Raw genomic sequence first — 14,372 nt, 5'->3', positions numbered from 1 at the left:
GACACCCCTGGGAGGGCCGTATGCGCGTGCTGGAGCACTGGAGTGTGGACTTCTACGACTTCACTGTGCCACCCCCGCCTACTGAGGACCCCGACTTCCTGCGGTTCGGTGACCTGCGTGAGCGAGCGGCCCGAAATGGCGCGCGGCATGGCACCCCTGTCATCGTCGGTCCGACGGGCCGGTCGGACCCTCGGATCAACCTGTTCTTCCGTACGGGACGTATGGCGACATCCGAGCCGGGCACCTGGCGCCGCTACGCGTACTCGCTGGTCGTGTGGCTGGACTTTCTGGATGCCATCGGCAGTTCGTGGGACTGCGCGAGCGTACGGGATGTCGAGGCGTTCAAGGACTGGCGCGTCACGGATCTGCGCAACGGTGAACGTATCCGGCCGACGTCGTTCGATACCGATCGGGCGGGCCTCAATTCCTTCTACAGGTGGTCGAGCTCCCGTTACGGGATCTTCAACCCGGTTCCGACAGTCCACGCGGACCATGTCACTGATTCGGGTGATACCGGAGGGGATGGCTCGTGGGCCGGCGGATGGAGCGCTGGGGCGGGGGAGGCGCGGCGGCGGCGTGATCCTCTGCGTCCTGGCGGTGCCCGGCGGCGTCAAGTGAAGTGGCTGCTGAGGTCTGCGCTGGAGCAGTGGCGGGACGTGGGATTGCGCGGGTACGGCTTCGACGGTCTGCGGCGGGAGGGATGGCACGGGTTCAACGAGGACCGGGACTGTGCCTTTGTCGACGGCCTTTACGGGACTGGTCTGCGTGTGCGGGAGTGGGCGAGTGTGCTGGACGTCGAACTGCCCGCCGCGGGCGGGGAGCGGATGAGTGCGGTGTGGCTGGCGGCGAAGTGCGCCAAAGGCGGTGAGGAGGGCCGGACGTACTGGATCCCCCGGAGGGTTCTCCAGGCGGTCGAGAGCTACAGGGACCCGCTGGAGGGCTCGCGGGCGGAGGTGGTCCGCCGGGCCCGGAGGGCTGGCCGCTACGAGCGGCTGCGCGGCGTACGGATCGTCACCGGCCACAATCCCCGGACCGGAGAGCTTCTCGTTCAGCACGGCCGGGGAAGAGCGGTACTGGCGCTCGATGTGCTGTCGCCGGACGAGCGCCGCCTGCTGTTCCGGCGGACGCCCGGCGGTCTGGAGCCGCTCGCCGTGTGGCTGTCGGTCAACGGACTGCCGAAGAAGGCCCACGGCTGGGAGGACACATTCGCTGACGCGAACCAGCGGGTCGCTCGGGCGTGGGTGCGCCGCGCCGATCCGGACCGGCGCCTGCCCGAGGAAGAGCGTGAGCGGCTGCGCCGCGGGTGCCCGTTGTGGGCGACCGCCCACATGTGCCGGCATTCGTTCGCCCTGAAATGGTTCTCCATCCTGTCCCTGGTGGAGGAGCGGCGGCTGGAGGGCTTCACCCGGGAGGAGATCGAGGACTTCCGTGACCAGCTCGGTGACATCTGGCTGCAGTTGTCGATCCTGCTTGGACACAAAAGCCCTGCCACGACCCGGGAACACTATCTAGAGCCGTTCACGGGGCTGCGCCTGTCCTACCTCATGTCCCTCCTCGATGACGACGAGCAGGCCGGCGTCGACTCGCTGGTACGGGTCTTCGCCCGGTACGGCGGTTCCACCATCGCCCCCGTCGCCGCGTCGTCCGGTCCGGCAGGTGCCGTCCGGTGAACGGGCCCGGACGAAGGGGCCGTCGTGCCGCCCAGCCGCCCGCGGGATGGGAGCCTCCCGACCGGCTGCCGTCCGGTGGGGCTCGCACCGTGGTGGTCTTCTACGAGGAGCAGAGCGGCAAGAGCCACGTGCTGGACTTCTCGTCCTTCCCGGCCTCTCTCGAGATGCGGCGGTGGATGGCCGCGCTGGTGGCGGCCCGGTGCGGCGCCCGCGGCAGCAGCAAGCGCCTGATCACGGCGAAGAGGTACCACGTGACGCTGCACCGCTTCGTGACGGTGCTGTCGGAAGCCGGCCAGGTGCCGGCGGCACCACGCGGGCTGGCGCCCGGGCACTTCGCGCTCTTCCGCGACCACTACGCGGGGCAGCCGGGGACTCTGCGGGCCCACGTCCTGGCCCTGCGGCGGCTGATGCGGACGAACACGAAACTGACGGAGCCTGCACGGCGCGACCTTGTGCGGACACGGCTCCCCGCCCTCCCGAAGGACGACCGGATCACGGCCTACAGTGACGAGGAGTGGCAGCAGGTCATGACGGCGCTGCGCCGCGACATCCGGATCAGCCGGGACCGTATCCGCGCTGGGGTCCGGCTGCTGGACCGGTTCCGGGCCGGTCAGTTGGCGCCCGGGAGCCGGGAGGAGGCGCTGGGCAGACTCCTGGACGAGTTCGCCACCACCGGCGATCTGCCGCGCATCGCCTCCGGCGGTCTTCAGGCGGAGGTGTACCGGCTGGGCGGCATCGAGGCCATCAGTGCCAGGCTGGCCCTCACCCGCGATGAGTGCACGGCGTTCGCGCTGCTGCTCAGCGCGCTCACTGCGGAGAACTTCGGCACCATTACGACATGGCCGGCCGCCCACGTCCGGCCCGACGGCGGCGTCGCGCCGCAGGCCCTGGCTCTGGTCGAGGAGACCAAACCGCGCCGCGGGCCGGACCGGGAGCACATGATCGCCGCCCTGGAGGACCTTCCCGCCCCGCTGCGCGACCGCGCCGGTCCCGGGAGCGCCGGGGCCCGGCTGTTCCACTCCCCACTGCGCGTCTATGAGCTGCTGCTGGAGCTGACGCAGACCGCCCGCCGTCTGAGCGGGGAGAAGGGCGCCTTCCTCAGCTACAACACGAGGAGTGACCCCGAGGGGAAGGCGGGCAGATGGAACACGTCGGTCCATGTGAAGCGCTGGTCCCAGACACGGGGATTCCCCTCCCTGCGGCAGGCCGTCGCGGGCGGGCGGCCCGCCGTGCAGGTGCGGCGGATCCGGCAGACCGCGCTGGAACTCACCCGGCGCCCCGTCGCACACCGCCGCGAAACACTGCGGGACCACTACCTCGCACGCAGCCGCACCATCCAGGAGCAGAGCCGTACCGTCGTCGGAACGGCACTGCGCGCACAGGTCACCAAGGCCCGTGCGGTGATGGGTGTTCCGGTCTTCACCCCGGACTTCATCGACCGGGCGGCCCGGGACCCCGGGCCAGCCGCGGCCGAGGCCGGGCTCGACGTGCATACCCTGACGAGGCTGCTGGCCGGGGACCAGGACACTGTCCTGGCTGGCTGCACCGACCACCTCGCCAGCCCCCAGAGCCCGCCGGGCGTCCCCTGCACGGCCTCCTTCTTCGCCTGCCTCCAGTGCGAGAACGCCCGTGCTCTCCCGCACCAGCTGCCGGTGCAGATCACCACCCGCGACCGGATCATCGCCGCACGCCCCAACTCCGAGCCCATCACCTGGAGCGTGAAGTACCAGGCGGTCCTCGACCGGCTGGAGGACATCCTGCGCCACTACACCCCCGCGGAACAGGAACGGGCCCGCGCCACGGTGACCCGAGGGCAGAGGGAACTGGTCGACGACCTGCTGAGCGGGAGGCTTGAGCTGCGATGACCACCCGCACCAGCCAGCCCGCCCCGGGGACCGAACTCCCGGCTTCCGCCACTGTGCCCTGGCCTGCAGGGAGCGTGCTCGTGCTGCGCAACCGGCCGGTACGGATCGGCACGCCCCCGTCACGGATGTCCCGCTTCCGCGACGCGGTGTGGCACGTCCAGGCGGCCCACCACGACGCGCACCTGTCCATCCCGGCCATCATGTGGTCCACCTTCCCCGCCGCCCTGCGCCGGCACTTCCGCACGTTCTTCCTGGCAGCCCTGGACCACCCCGTCCCGGTGGAGCCGGGCGGACGGCAACGCCCCGCCGAGCACGCCAGCATCGGCAGCCTCCCCTACTGGATCATCGACATGCGCGTGATCGCGCTCTGGCTGGACGCCCAGGGGTTTCGCGACCTCTCGGAGGTGGGCGAGACGGACCTGGCCGCCTTCCGCACCCACGTCCTGGGCCTGGACCGCACCGGCCGCCGCAAGTCCGACCTCATCACCGCGGTGCGTGTGCTGTGGCTCTTCAGCGACCACATGCCCGCCCCCTGCCGCCTCGCCTGCGGGTTCCCCTGGCCGGGCCAGAGTGCCAAGGAGGTCGTCGGAGCCCCGCCGGGCACCGGGCGCGAGAACAGGATTCCCCGTGTCGCCGACGACACCATGGAATCCCTCCTGGCCTGGGTCCTGATCATGATCGAGGACCTCGGCCCGGACATCCGCGACGCGAAGCGCACCTACCAGCAGCTGGAGGCCGGGACCCATCCCACCCAGGCCCGGTACACCGGCCTCCCGGCCGAACGCCTCCAGCAGTACCTCGCGCACTGCGCGCAGCAGGATCTGCCGCTGCCGGGCCACCGAAACGGCGGCATCAACCACAGCCACATCAAACGGCTCATCGGCATCCCCCGGGAGCTCCGTCAGGGGCCGACCCGCGCCGTGGAGCGCCTGATCGCGGACAGCGGCCTGCCCACCGCCCCGTACACCGGCGTCGGCACGATCACCGGACGCCTCCACGGCCGCCCCTGGCGCGAGCAGCCCATCACCGTGGACGAACTCCCCACCCTCATCCGGTTGCTGTCCGCCGCCCTGTTCACCGCGGTCTGCTACCTCTCCGGCATGCGCCCCGGAGAAGTCCTGAACCTGCGCCGCGGATGCCGCGACACCGACGAGGCGACTGGCGAGCTCCTGGTCCACGGCTTCCGCGGCAAGGGCTTCGACCGGGTCCCCGACCAGCCCGGCATCACCGAACCACAGCGTCCGTGGGTCGTCGTCGACGTGGTCCACGCGGCCATCGCCCTCCAGGAACACCTGCACGATCTGCCCCTGCTCTTCCCCGCGAGCCTGACCAGCGCCCACACGAAACGGCCGGCAGCCGTCAACGCCCGCAAGGGCAACGCCATGAACGACGACATCCAGGACCTCATCTCCTGGATCAACTCCACCTACCGCAGGGCGGACGGCACCGACCCGATTCCGGCGGATTCCGCCGGCCGCATCCACGCCGCCCGCTACCGCAGAACCCTCGCCCGATTCATCGTCCGCAGACCACGAGGACTGATCGCCGCCGCACTCCAGTACGGGCATGTCCATACCAAAGTGACGCTGAACTACTCCGGGTACGACGACCCCTCCTGGCTGAACGACATCGCCGTGGAGAAACTGGAACTCATCATCGACCAGGCCGGACACGACCACCGGCACCTCGCCGAAGGCGAGCACGTCAGCGGACCGGCCGCAGCCGAGTACCGAGCCCGCGTGCAGCATGCCGCAACGTTCACCGGCCGGGTGGTCACCAGCGCCGACAGCGCCCGGCGCCTCCTGGCCCAGGCTGATCCGGCGATCCACCACGGCCAGGGCATGACCTGCGTATGGCGCGCGGCCACCGCCGCCTGCCGCACGGCCAAACTTGCCCTCGGACTACCGGACGAGGACGGCCCGGATGAGTCGGAATGCCGCTCCGACTGCACCAACCTCGCGTACACCGACCGCAACATCACCGAACTGGAGCAGGACCTCCATTTGCTGGAGCGGTCCGCGTCCGATCCGCTGGCCCCGCAACCCCTGCGCGACCGCGCCGGCGCACTGGCTGGCCGGACCGCCGCCCTCATCCGCCGTCACACCGACGGCACGAAGGGAGACGTGCCATGAGCCGTAAGCCACGGGACCAGGCGGCCGAACGCAGAGACCTGGAGGCGGCTGCCGGCCGTCTGCTGAACGGAAGCCCCCTGCATTCCGGGACCGGGCGGCTGACCGTGACGGAGCTGCTGCGTGAAGCCGGGGTACGCCGCGACGTCGCCTACGGCGATCACAAGGACTTGGTCGAGGACTTCCAGGCCCGTGTGAGGGCCCAGGACCACACACCGGCGGTGGCACGGGAGCTGGCGGAGCAGGTGGCCGGACTCAAGGCCAGGCTCGCCGACACCGCAGAGGCTCTGGCCGCCGAGCGCACCAGCACAGCGGCACTGCGGAAGATCGTCGCCGAGCTTGATCTGGAGCTGCACGCCGCGCGCGAGGGCAGTGGACCGGTGCCCATCGCACATCTGCCCGCCCGTCGCCGCCGACCACCCCGGGGGTGAGCACACCGGCGGCCCGGCTGCCGCAGATCACCCCGAGCAGGCGTGCGGAGCGTGGGGCGACGTCTCGCCCCTGCAACCAGCCGCGACGGGAAGGGGCGCGAATCGAGCGGCACCAGGATTCAGCGCGTGCTTCCCGACCGAGGGCACGGCCAAGTTTCGGGAGCCCCGTCGGCACCGCCTCCGAGCCCACCTTCACCCTCACCTGAGGGCATACCGCCGGTGCCCCAGGCCACCGGCGCACACCACCCCAGCCGGAACAGCCCGGATGAGCGGGACCCAGGCGGCCCTGCCGCTGGGAGATCTTGATCAGCGGGACGCCGATGCCCCGGCGAGGGTGCAGCACTGGGTGCGCGGGAGGGTGGTCCGGGCGGGCTGTGGGGAGTGCCACGGGTGGCGTCGGGGGGACGCGCTGCCAGGAGGTCAGGTTCCGGGCTCAGCGGGTGCTCCGGCGAAGAGGCGCGTGACGTCGACGGTTCCGGCTCCGGTCCGTGGTTCGGGGATGAGGGCCCACAGAGCTGCCAGTGCGATGAAGGTGGCGAGGAGGGCGGCTGCTCCCGTGCGGCCTTGTGCCCAGGGGGCCCGGAACCGGATGGGGTCCTCTGCGAGCGTCTTGGAGGCCGCGGCGGCCACGATGGATACGCCGAGGATGACGGCCGTACGGCCCCAGCCGGCCATGCCGAGGTACTCCTCGCTCAGCATCAGGTAGACGGGCCAGTGCCACAGATAGAGGCTGTAGGAGATCAGGCCGAACCAGCGCAGGGCGGGTGTGCCGAGGACTTTTCCGAGGGGAGTGCGCGGGGCGCGGGCGAGGCAGCCGATCAGCAGAGCCGCGGCCAGTGCGTGGAGAAAGAGCCCTCCCTGAAAGAGCGAGGGCGAGTTCTGTCCGTCGGCCGTGATCCAGTAGGCGCCGATCCCGCAGGCCAGGGCGAGGGCCCACCATCCGGCCGCCCGTTCGCCGATGCGGTCCAGGAGGCCGGACGCGGGAGCTGTGGCCATCAGCGCGCCGAGGAGGAGGGAGAAGGCACGGGTGTCGGTGCCCTCGTAGACGCGGGTGGTGTCGACCGGATCGGTGAGAGCGATCATCACGATCAGCGAGAGGGCCGCGCCGCCCACGGCCGCCGCGGCGACGCACCGGTCCGCGTGCCGGCCACGGGCCGCGAGGCCGATCACCAGCGGCCACAGCAGATAGAACTGCTCCTCGACGGCGATGCTCCACAGGTGGCCGAAGACCCGGGTGTCACCGGCCTGCCAGTAGCCGACCCGGTCGGCGATGAAGTGCCAGTTGGTGAGGTTCGACAGCACCCAGGGCGTGTCGTCGAGGGCATGGCGGAGCAGGGTCGGCGGGCCGAGCGCCCACAGTAGGAGCAGGGTGCCCGCGACCGTGACGGCGAGTGCGGGAAGCAGACGGCGCGCGCGCCGTCCCCAGAAGCGGAGGAGGTCGATGCGGCCGTTGCCCGCCCGTGCCTCCCTCAGCAGCAGGCCGGTGATCAGGAAGCCGGACAGGACGAAGAACAGGTCGACACCGAGGAAGCCGCCGCTGAAGTGGCCGGCGTGGAAGAACAGCACTCCGAGGACGGCGAGCCCGCGCAGTCCGTCGAGAGGCGTGATGTGCCGCCCGGCGGGCGACGTCGGGACGGTGGTCCGGGAGCGGGAGCGGGGGCGTCGGTGGGAGGGCGGTGTTCGGATGGTCATGGGTCTCCGTCGGGGTGAGCCGGGTGCCGCGGCGCACATGGGCCGCGGCACCCCTGCGTCGGTGTTGTCCGGTACGGGAATGGGCGTTGGCCGCTCTTCTCCGGCCGGCTACGAGCAGCCGAACTTTCCGTAGACCTTCTCGGCGGTCCATGCCCCGGTGGCCCACTGGTCGGCTGCTGCCGGGGTGAAGGGGTAGAGCGCCTTGAGCTTCTTGCCGAACCACTGCGCGAATGCCGCCGAGCCCTGCTGGCAGGAGTGGATGCCGTCCTTGCTGCGCTGTGCCTTGGCGGCGGTACTGTCGGTGCCCCACAGCGTTGAGGCGTCGAGGAAGTGGACGGTGTCCGGATGCTGCTCGGCCACGCTCTTGGCCGACATGGGCGCAGTGTCGATCGCGGCCGCGTGGGGCTTGTAGAAGTCGTCGACCTTGAAGGGGGGTGCGGAGACGATGACGAGTTCGGCGCCCGCGTCGTTCACGGTCTTGACCAGGCGCTCGTAGGCGGCGCGCTGCTCCTTGGAAGTGCCCCAGTCGAAGGTGGTGATCTGGTAGGCGACGACGTCCGGCTTGAACGAGTCCAGCTCCTTGGGGAGCGTTTCCCAGGTCGGAGCGGCTATCTCGCCGACAACACCGCCACCGCCGGCGGCGGCTACGGACTTGAACGTGATGCCGCCGGCGGTCATGGCCGCCCCGAGGGCCGGGGCCTGTGCCTCGCCGATGGAGTCGCCCATCCACAGGAGTCTGTCCGGCCCTGTGTCCTTCTTGTCACTGCCGGCGGACGGCTGGTCGCCGGGTACCGCGGCTGTGGTGGTGCTGCGGGCAGGAGCGTCGTCGGTACCACTGCAGGCGGTGAGGGCAAGTCCGCTCGTCGCCGCGAGGAGGGCGAGGCGGACGATGTGCCCGCGTCGGGGGGAGAAGGAGTTCTTGCTGTTCATGACTCCAGCGAAACCGGCCGGTGGAGTGACCGGGAGGGCTGTCATCGTCTCGTCACGTGCCGGGAGACATATCGGCATACGTTGTCAGAGCCCTGGTCACCGCAGCAGCGTCCGTGCGGCGATTGTCGGTACAGCCGGGGGTGCGCGGGGCGGGTGGGTCCCGCGGGGGAAGGCTCCGGCGTGGTCCAGCCCGATTCCGCACGGCCGACGGCTTCTGTCCCCGCGGGGGCGAGGGTCGCGGTGCGGGAGTGTCATGTGGCCCGGGGGAAGCTGAAGGCGTAGCCCTGCTCGGTGAACCAGGGGAGGAGCTGTTCCAGGGCCTCGATCGTCTGGGCGCGGTTGCCGCCCCCGTCGTGCAGGAGAACCGTCGGCCCGTTGGGGAGCTGGTTCTTCACCGCGCGGACGATCGTGTCGGTGCCGGGCTGGTTGAAGTCGCCGGGGTCGACGTTCCAGCCGAGGTTCCGCATTCCGTGTGCCGCCGCGATCTGGCGGCTCTTCGGGGTGAAGGCGCCGCCGGGGGCGCGGTAGTACCAGATGCGGGCTCCGCCGGACGCCTGGTCGATCATCTTTTTGGCGTCGAGGATCTCCTTCTGCTGGTAGGCGACGGGTTTCTTGTCCATGGCGGTGTCGTGGCTGACCGCGTGGTCGCACAGCCGGTGGCCTTCGGCGACGATCCTCTTGACGAGGTCGGGGTGGGCGGCGGCGTTCGGGCCGGTCAGGCAGAAGACAGCCTTGGCCTTGTGCTGTTTGAGCAGCTCCAGTGCCTTGGGGGTCCAGCGCGGGTCGGGGCCGTCGTCGAGCGTGAGGTTCACCGTCTTCCCGGTGTCCTCGGACTCCCGGACGATGGCCGGGTCCACGCTGGGCGTGGGCAGGGCGGGATCCGCAGCCGCGCCCGGGCCCGCCGCCTTGCCGCCGGCTGCCTCATCGCCTGGGCCCGCTGCCTGGCCGCTGGGTGCGTCGTGGTTCGAGTCCACCGTCATGGTGACGGCGGCCGTCCCTGCCAGAACCAGGACCGCGGCGGTGGTGACCACCGTCCGTCGGACTGTGCGGGCACGCCGGCTGCTGTGTATGTCGTCGCTCATGTCCCTGACAGAACCAGTCACTGACCAGCAGCGACCGGTTGTCATCGTTTCATCATGAAGTACGGGGAAAAGCGTCATACCCTTCGAGCATCCTGGTCGAATACGCACCCTCGCCCCGACCGAGCAGATGGAGAAGTGAGCACCGCCCATGGCACGAGTCCTGCTCATCGAAGACGACCCCGCTGTGCAGAAGGGCGTCTCGCTCGCGCTCGGGCGCCGGGGTCACGACGTGGAGGTCGCCGCCCGGGGCGAGACCGGGCTCCTCGCCCTGGAGCGCTACCGGCCCGATCTGGTGCTGCTCGATCTGATGCTGCCGCAGATGAGCGGCCTGGAGGTGTGCCGCCGGATCCGTGAGAGCAAGCAGGTTCCGATCATCATCCTCTCCGCGCGGGGCGACGAGATCGACATGGTCGTCGGACTGGAGGCGGGCGCCGACGACTACATCACCAAACCGGCCAGCGGCGGGATCATCGAAGCCCGCATGAAGGCCGTCCTGCGCCGGGTCGCACCCGGCCAGGACGCCCAGGGGGCAGTACTCCCGGCAGGAGTGGAGCACTATGCCGACCTCACGGTGGACCGCACCACCCTGGTCGTGACCAAACACTGCGCGGAACTGACCCTGGCTCCTTCCGAGCTCAAACTGCTGCTGTTCCTCACCTCCACCCCGGGCCAGGTCCACACCCGGCAACAGCTTTTGGAGCAGGTCTGGGAGTACGCCTTCTACGGGGACGTCCGACTCGTCGACGCCTGCGTGATGCGGCTGCGCGCCAAGATCGAGAACCATCCGCGCCAGCCGGTGTACATACAGACCGTGCGCGGCTTCGGCTACCGATTCGGACCCGTGGAATGAACACCCGGTTCCCCCTTCCCAGGGGGCTGAGGGTACGGTTCGTCGCCGCCTTCCTCCTGGCCGCGGCCTTCGGCGCCCTGCTCACCGCCGGCCTCACCTTCCACCAGGCCCGCTCGGCCACCCTGGAGCGCACCCAGAACTCCGCCGTCGCCGACCTGCGCGCCCAGCTCGACTCCCTCGCCCCCGACCTGACCATGCCGCCCAGCGGCAAGGCCCTGCGCGGCCTCACGCTCCAGCTCGACCGGGCCGGAGGCGCCCGGAAATGGCGTTCCGCCGCCTCGTACCAGGGCGGCGAACCCGTCTCGGCCTCCCCTGGCGCACCACCTGTTCCCCGGGGACTGCGCGAAACCGTCCAGGACAACGGCCAGGCAGCATACGAACGCACCCAACGCGACGGCCACCCCTGGCTGACCGTCGGCATGCCCGTCGCCTACGACGCTCCACGGTCCAGCGGCGCGGGCAGGCTCTCCGGACTCACCGTCTACGCCTCCTTCCCCCTCGACGACGACCAGGCCGACATCGACGCTCTCGTCACCGCCGCCCGCACCGGAGCGATACCCTCACTCGTCCTCGCCGTCATCCCGGCCCTGTTCGCCGCCCGCAGCGTGCTGCGCCCGGTACGACGGCTGCGCAGCGGCGCCGAACGCGTCGCCGCGGGCAAATTCGACACCCGCCTCGACGCCGAGGGGCACGACGAACTCGCCGATCTGACCCGCTCCTTCAACACCATGGCCGCAACCCTGCAGAAGGACGACGCCGAGCTGCGCCGCATGGAAGCGGGCGCGCGCCGTTTCGCCGCCGACGTCGCCCATGAACTGCGCACCCCCCTCGCGGCCATGATCGCCGTCACTGAAGTACTCGACGAGGACGCCGCGTCCGACGCCCTCCCCGCCGACACCGCCGACGCCGTCCGGCTGATCAGCGAGGAGACCCACAAGATCGCCCGGATGGTCGAAGACCTGATGGAGGTGTCCCGTTTCGACGCCAAGGCCGCCCCGCTGGACGCGGAGGACCTGGACCTGCGGGCCATCGTGACCAAAACCCTCCGGCTGCGCGGCTGGGACGACGACGAGCGCATCGGCACCGACCTGCCGACCCCGGTCCCGGTACACGCCGACCCCCGCCGTATCGATGTCGTCCTGGCCAACCTCATCGGCAACGCCCTGCGCCACGGCAGTCCCCCCGTCACCGTCTCCGCCCGAGTCAAGGACGGCCAGGCGGTCGTCACCGTCACCGATCACGGCCCCGGCATCCCCGCCGACATACTTCCCCATGTCTTCGAACGCTTCTACAAGGCCGACGCGGCACGCACCCGCTCGGAGGGCAGCGGCCTCGGCCTGGCCATCGCCCAGGAGAACGCCCTCCTGCACGGCGGCACCCTGACCGCGGGCAACACCCGCGACCACGGAGCCGCCTTCACCCTCACCCTGCCGCTCGCCGACTCCCCCCAGGAACAGCGATGACCCACCACCCCCGGGGACGGCGCGCCCTCCGCACCTGCGCTGCCAGCCTGCTCATCGCCGTGGCTACCGGCTGTGGGATCAGCACCGCCGGACCAGTGCGGGCGGGCGCGCCCGCCTCGGGCATCCCGCAGCCCGGCACCGAAAGCAGCTCCGTACGCATCTACTTCGCCGACCCCTACGGCGTCCGCGCCGTCACCCGCCCCACGGAGCGGCCGCTCAACCCGCAACAGGCTCTCGACCTGCTCCTGAAAGGCCCCACCGCCGCCGAACGTGAACGCGGTCTGAGCACTCAAGTCCCCCCTACGGCCGGCCGTCTCACCGCTACCACGACAACCGGCACCGTCGACATTTCCATCCCCCTCCAAGTCGCCACAGGCGAACTCGACTTCGCAGCCGTCAGCCAGATCGTCTGCACCGCCGCCCACGCCCAGGTCCCGGGCGACAGACCGGCAACGCAGGTCCACATCCGCATCCACGAGAGCAACCTTGGTCCCGAGGAACCGTGGACGGTCCGCTGCGGCCCCAACGGCACCGCGACCTCAGTGAAGTGACACCCCGCACGAGCACCTGCCTACGTCACGTTGCGGTCACGATCACCCAGGGGCCACTGTGCCCCAGAGCGCATGCCGTCCAGCTCAGTCCTGCCACGCGGGCGAAGACTCAGGCCATCCTTGGCCCCGGCACGGTGAAGACCCTGCCGGAGCCAAGGACGGCCCTGCCGGAAGGCATCAAGGCGGATCAGGCCCCCCATGCCTGGCGCCCGACCTCCGTTTCACGGACGCGAGGTGGAAAGTGTGGGCATCGGTGACCTCCTGTTGCCCGCCGGCCCGCTGGAGGAGCGCGCGAAACACATGCATGGCTCCGCGACGGTCGTCGTCACCGGCCTGGACGATCTCATCGCAACTCTGATCGCCGCCGGCACCGTGATCACCGAGGTTGCCACGCCCGCCCCCGCCGGCCGCTACCTGTACGCACGTCACGTCGGAGGGCCGGAAGTGCAATATGCGGAATGGGCCCCGGCCCTGGTCCGACGCATTACCCCCCAGTAACCGAGTGCGCTCGGCAGGCCGCAGTCTGGGCGGCGATGGCGGGAAGGAGGACCTCGATAATCCTCATTCTTGCTGGTCGGAGGGACTTCTCGCTCACCTGATTCGCGAATTCGTCTCCGGTGCTCCAGCAGGACTTCGCTGTCCGAGTCGCGGTTTCACCGGGCGGTGGGAGACTTGCGGGATATCTCGCCGAGACCGGCCTCCTCCTCCCGGGCATCGAAGCCTTCGCGGGCGTGTTCGATGGCGGGCATGTTCTGTGCGGCCCAGGCCAGCAGCACATCGACGGGGTGGCGGAGGGTCTTGCCGAGGGGGGTGATCCGGTACCTGACCGCCACGGGGCGGGTGGAGACGACCTCGCGCTCGATCACGCCGTTGCGTTCGAGCCGCCGGAGCGTCGCGGTCAGCGACTTCTGAGTGACCCGGGGGATCGCCCGGCGCAGTTCGTTGAAACGGCAGGGGCGTTCGCAGAGCTCGTTCAGGACACTGAGCGACCACTTGTCGAGGATCTGGTCGAGCAGTTCGCGGTGCGGCGCGTCGATACGGAGTTCGTCGTCGGTATCCATGGCGAAACCTGGTCTCGTTGAAGTGTCTTCCTGCCACTAGGTAGCTTACAGATACCTACTTCGGAGGAGAGAATCCATGACCGTTCAGCACTTCACCCCGGAGGGCATGCTGCAGCCGGCCCCGTATCACCACGTCGCCGTGGGCACCGGGACGAAGCACGTCCACGTGAGCGGCCAGGTCGCCCGCCGGGCCGACGGCACCCCCGTCGCGCCCGGCGATCTGGCCGGGCAGGTCGCCCAGGCGCTGCGCAACACCGCCGTCGGACTGTCGGGCGCGGGAGCGTCGTTCGCGGACGTACTGCGTCTGACGTTCTACGTGACCCGGTGGAGCCCGGAGAAGATCGGCGACTTCATGACGGGCGTGGAGGCCGTCGCCGACGAGATCGGCCTCCGGCTCCCCATGGCCCCGGCCTCCCTCATCGGCGTCGAGTACCTTTTCGAGCCGGACGTCCTCGTCGAGGTCGAGGCGACCGCGATCCTGGACTGATCACCCCGGGCACGTGCCACCCTTCACTCGCCTCCTCGCAGCCGAGTGAAGGGATGACGGCAGGCTGGATGGGTCGGACACCTCCGTGACCGATCCATCCGGGGCCGCCTCCCCCGCCACGGTTTCGGGTCGCCGATCGGGACCGGCACCAACCGCCGTGA

General features: G+C 70.3%; 13 protein-coding genes. 9 read left to right on the top strand and 4 right to left on the bottom strand.

Annotation, left to right across the window (positions count from 1 at the left end; all coding sequences use genetic code 11):
* The first annotated feature begins 20 nt into the window (after positions 1–20).
* The 4 genes from ACWCRA_RS13655 (at position 21) to ACWCRA_RS13640 (ending at position 6,095) form a co-directional block, all read left to right on the top strand.
* Positions 21–1,670: an integrase gene (locus ACWCRA_RS13655; RefSeq protein WP_451067590.1), complete on the top strand. Its 1,650-nt coding sequence runs from the start codon at positions 21–23 to the stop codon at positions 1,668–1,670.
* Positions 1,671–1,759: 89 nt separating this feature from the next.
* Positions 1,760–3,535, top strand: coding sequence for a hypothetical protein (locus ACWCRA_RS13650; protein ID WP_451067589.1), 1,776 nt, complete (start codon positions 1,760–1,762; stop codon positions 3,533–3,535).
* A gap of 80 nt (positions 3,536–3,615) precedes the next feature.
* Positions 3,616–5,667 carry an integrase gene (locus ACWCRA_RS13645; RefSeq protein ID WP_451067588.1) on the top strand — a complete coding sequence of 684 codons (2,052 nt, stop codon included), beginning with the start codon at positions 3,616–3,618 and terminating at the stop codon, positions 5,665–5,667.
* Entirely contained in the window at positions 5,664–6,095 is a 432-nt protein-coding gene (locus ACWCRA_RS13640) for a hypothetical protein (protein WP_451067587.1), read from the top strand. Before ACWCRA_RS13645 ends, ACWCRA_RS13640 begins: the two co-directional genes overlap by 4 nt.
* A 420-nt stretch (positions 6,096–6,515) precedes the next feature.
* Here ACWCRA_RS13640 and ACWCRA_RS13635 read toward each other — a convergent pair whose 3' ends face one another.
* The 3 genes from ACWCRA_RS13635 to ACWCRA_RS13625 form a co-directional block, all read right to left on the bottom strand.
* Complete coding sequence (locus ACWCRA_RS13635; RefSeq protein WP_451067586.1) at positions 6,516–7,787, bottom strand: acyltransferase family protein; 1,272 nt, start codon at positions 7,785–7,787, stop codon at positions 6,516–6,518.
* A 108-nt stretch (positions 7,788–7,895) separates the two neighbouring features.
* Positions 7,896–8,717, bottom strand: coding sequence for an SGNH/GDSL hydrolase family protein (locus ACWCRA_RS13630; RefSeq protein ID WP_451067585.1), 822 nt, complete (start codon positions 8,715–8,717; stop codon positions 7,896–7,898).
* A 251-nt stretch (positions 8,718–8,968) separates the two neighbouring features.
* Positions 8,969–9,799, bottom strand: a complete 831-nt coding sequence (locus ACWCRA_RS13625) for a polysaccharide deacetylase family protein (protein ID WP_451067584.1) — start codon at positions 9,797–9,799, stop codon at positions 8,969–8,971.
* Positions 9,800–9,947: 148 nt separating this feature from the next.
* On the opposite strand from ACWCRA_RS13625, the gene ACWCRA_RS13620 reads away from it, so the two are divergent.
* The 4 genes from ACWCRA_RS13620 (at position 9,948) to ACWCRA_RS13605 (ending at position 13,161) form a co-directional block, all read left to right on the top strand.
* Positions 9,948–10,649, top strand: coding sequence for a response regulator (locus tag ACWCRA_RS13620; RefSeq protein ID WP_451067583.1), 702 nt, complete (start codon positions 9,948–9,950; stop codon positions 10,647–10,649).
* Positions 10,646–12,112, top strand: coding sequence for an ATP-binding protein (locus ACWCRA_RS13615; protein ID WP_451067582.1), 1,467 nt, complete (start codon positions 10,646–10,648; stop codon positions 12,110–12,112). Before ACWCRA_RS13620 ends, ACWCRA_RS13615 begins: the two co-directional genes overlap by 4 nt.
* Positions 12,109–12,663, top strand: a complete 555-nt coding sequence (locus ACWCRA_RS13610) for a GerMN domain-containing protein (RefSeq protein WP_451067581.1) — start codon at positions 12,109–12,111, stop codon at positions 12,661–12,663. The genes ACWCRA_RS13615 and ACWCRA_RS13610 overlap by 4 nt, the downstream gene beginning before the upstream one ends.
* Positions 12,664–12,906: 243 nt before the next feature.
* Positions 12,907–13,161, top strand: a complete 255-nt coding sequence (locus tag ACWCRA_RS13605; protein ID WP_451067580.1) for a hypothetical protein — start codon at positions 12,907–12,909, stop codon at positions 13,159–13,161.
* Positions 13,162–13,316: 155 nt separating this feature from the next.
* Here the strand turns inward: ACWCRA_RS13605 and ACWCRA_RS13600 are convergent, their stop codons facing one another.
* Positions 13,317–13,724: a winged helix-turn-helix transcriptional regulator gene (locus ACWCRA_RS13600; RefSeq protein WP_451067579.1), complete on the bottom strand. Its 408-nt coding sequence runs from the start codon at positions 13,722–13,724 to the stop codon at positions 13,317–13,319.
* A 76-nt stretch (positions 13,725–13,800) separates the two neighbouring features.
* Here ACWCRA_RS13600 and ACWCRA_RS13595 point away from each other — a divergent pair, with 76 nt between their 5' ends.
* On the top strand, positions 13,801–14,211 hold the full coding sequence (locus tag ACWCRA_RS13595; protein WP_451067578.1) for a RidA family protein: 411 nt from the start codon (positions 13,801–13,803) through the stop codon (positions 14,209–14,211).
* Positions 14,212–14,372 lie beyond the last annotated feature (161 nt).

The organism is Streptomyces sp. NPDC001889 (assembly GCF_053594535.1).
This window is presented reverse-complemented; position numbering and strand designations above follow the sequence as displayed.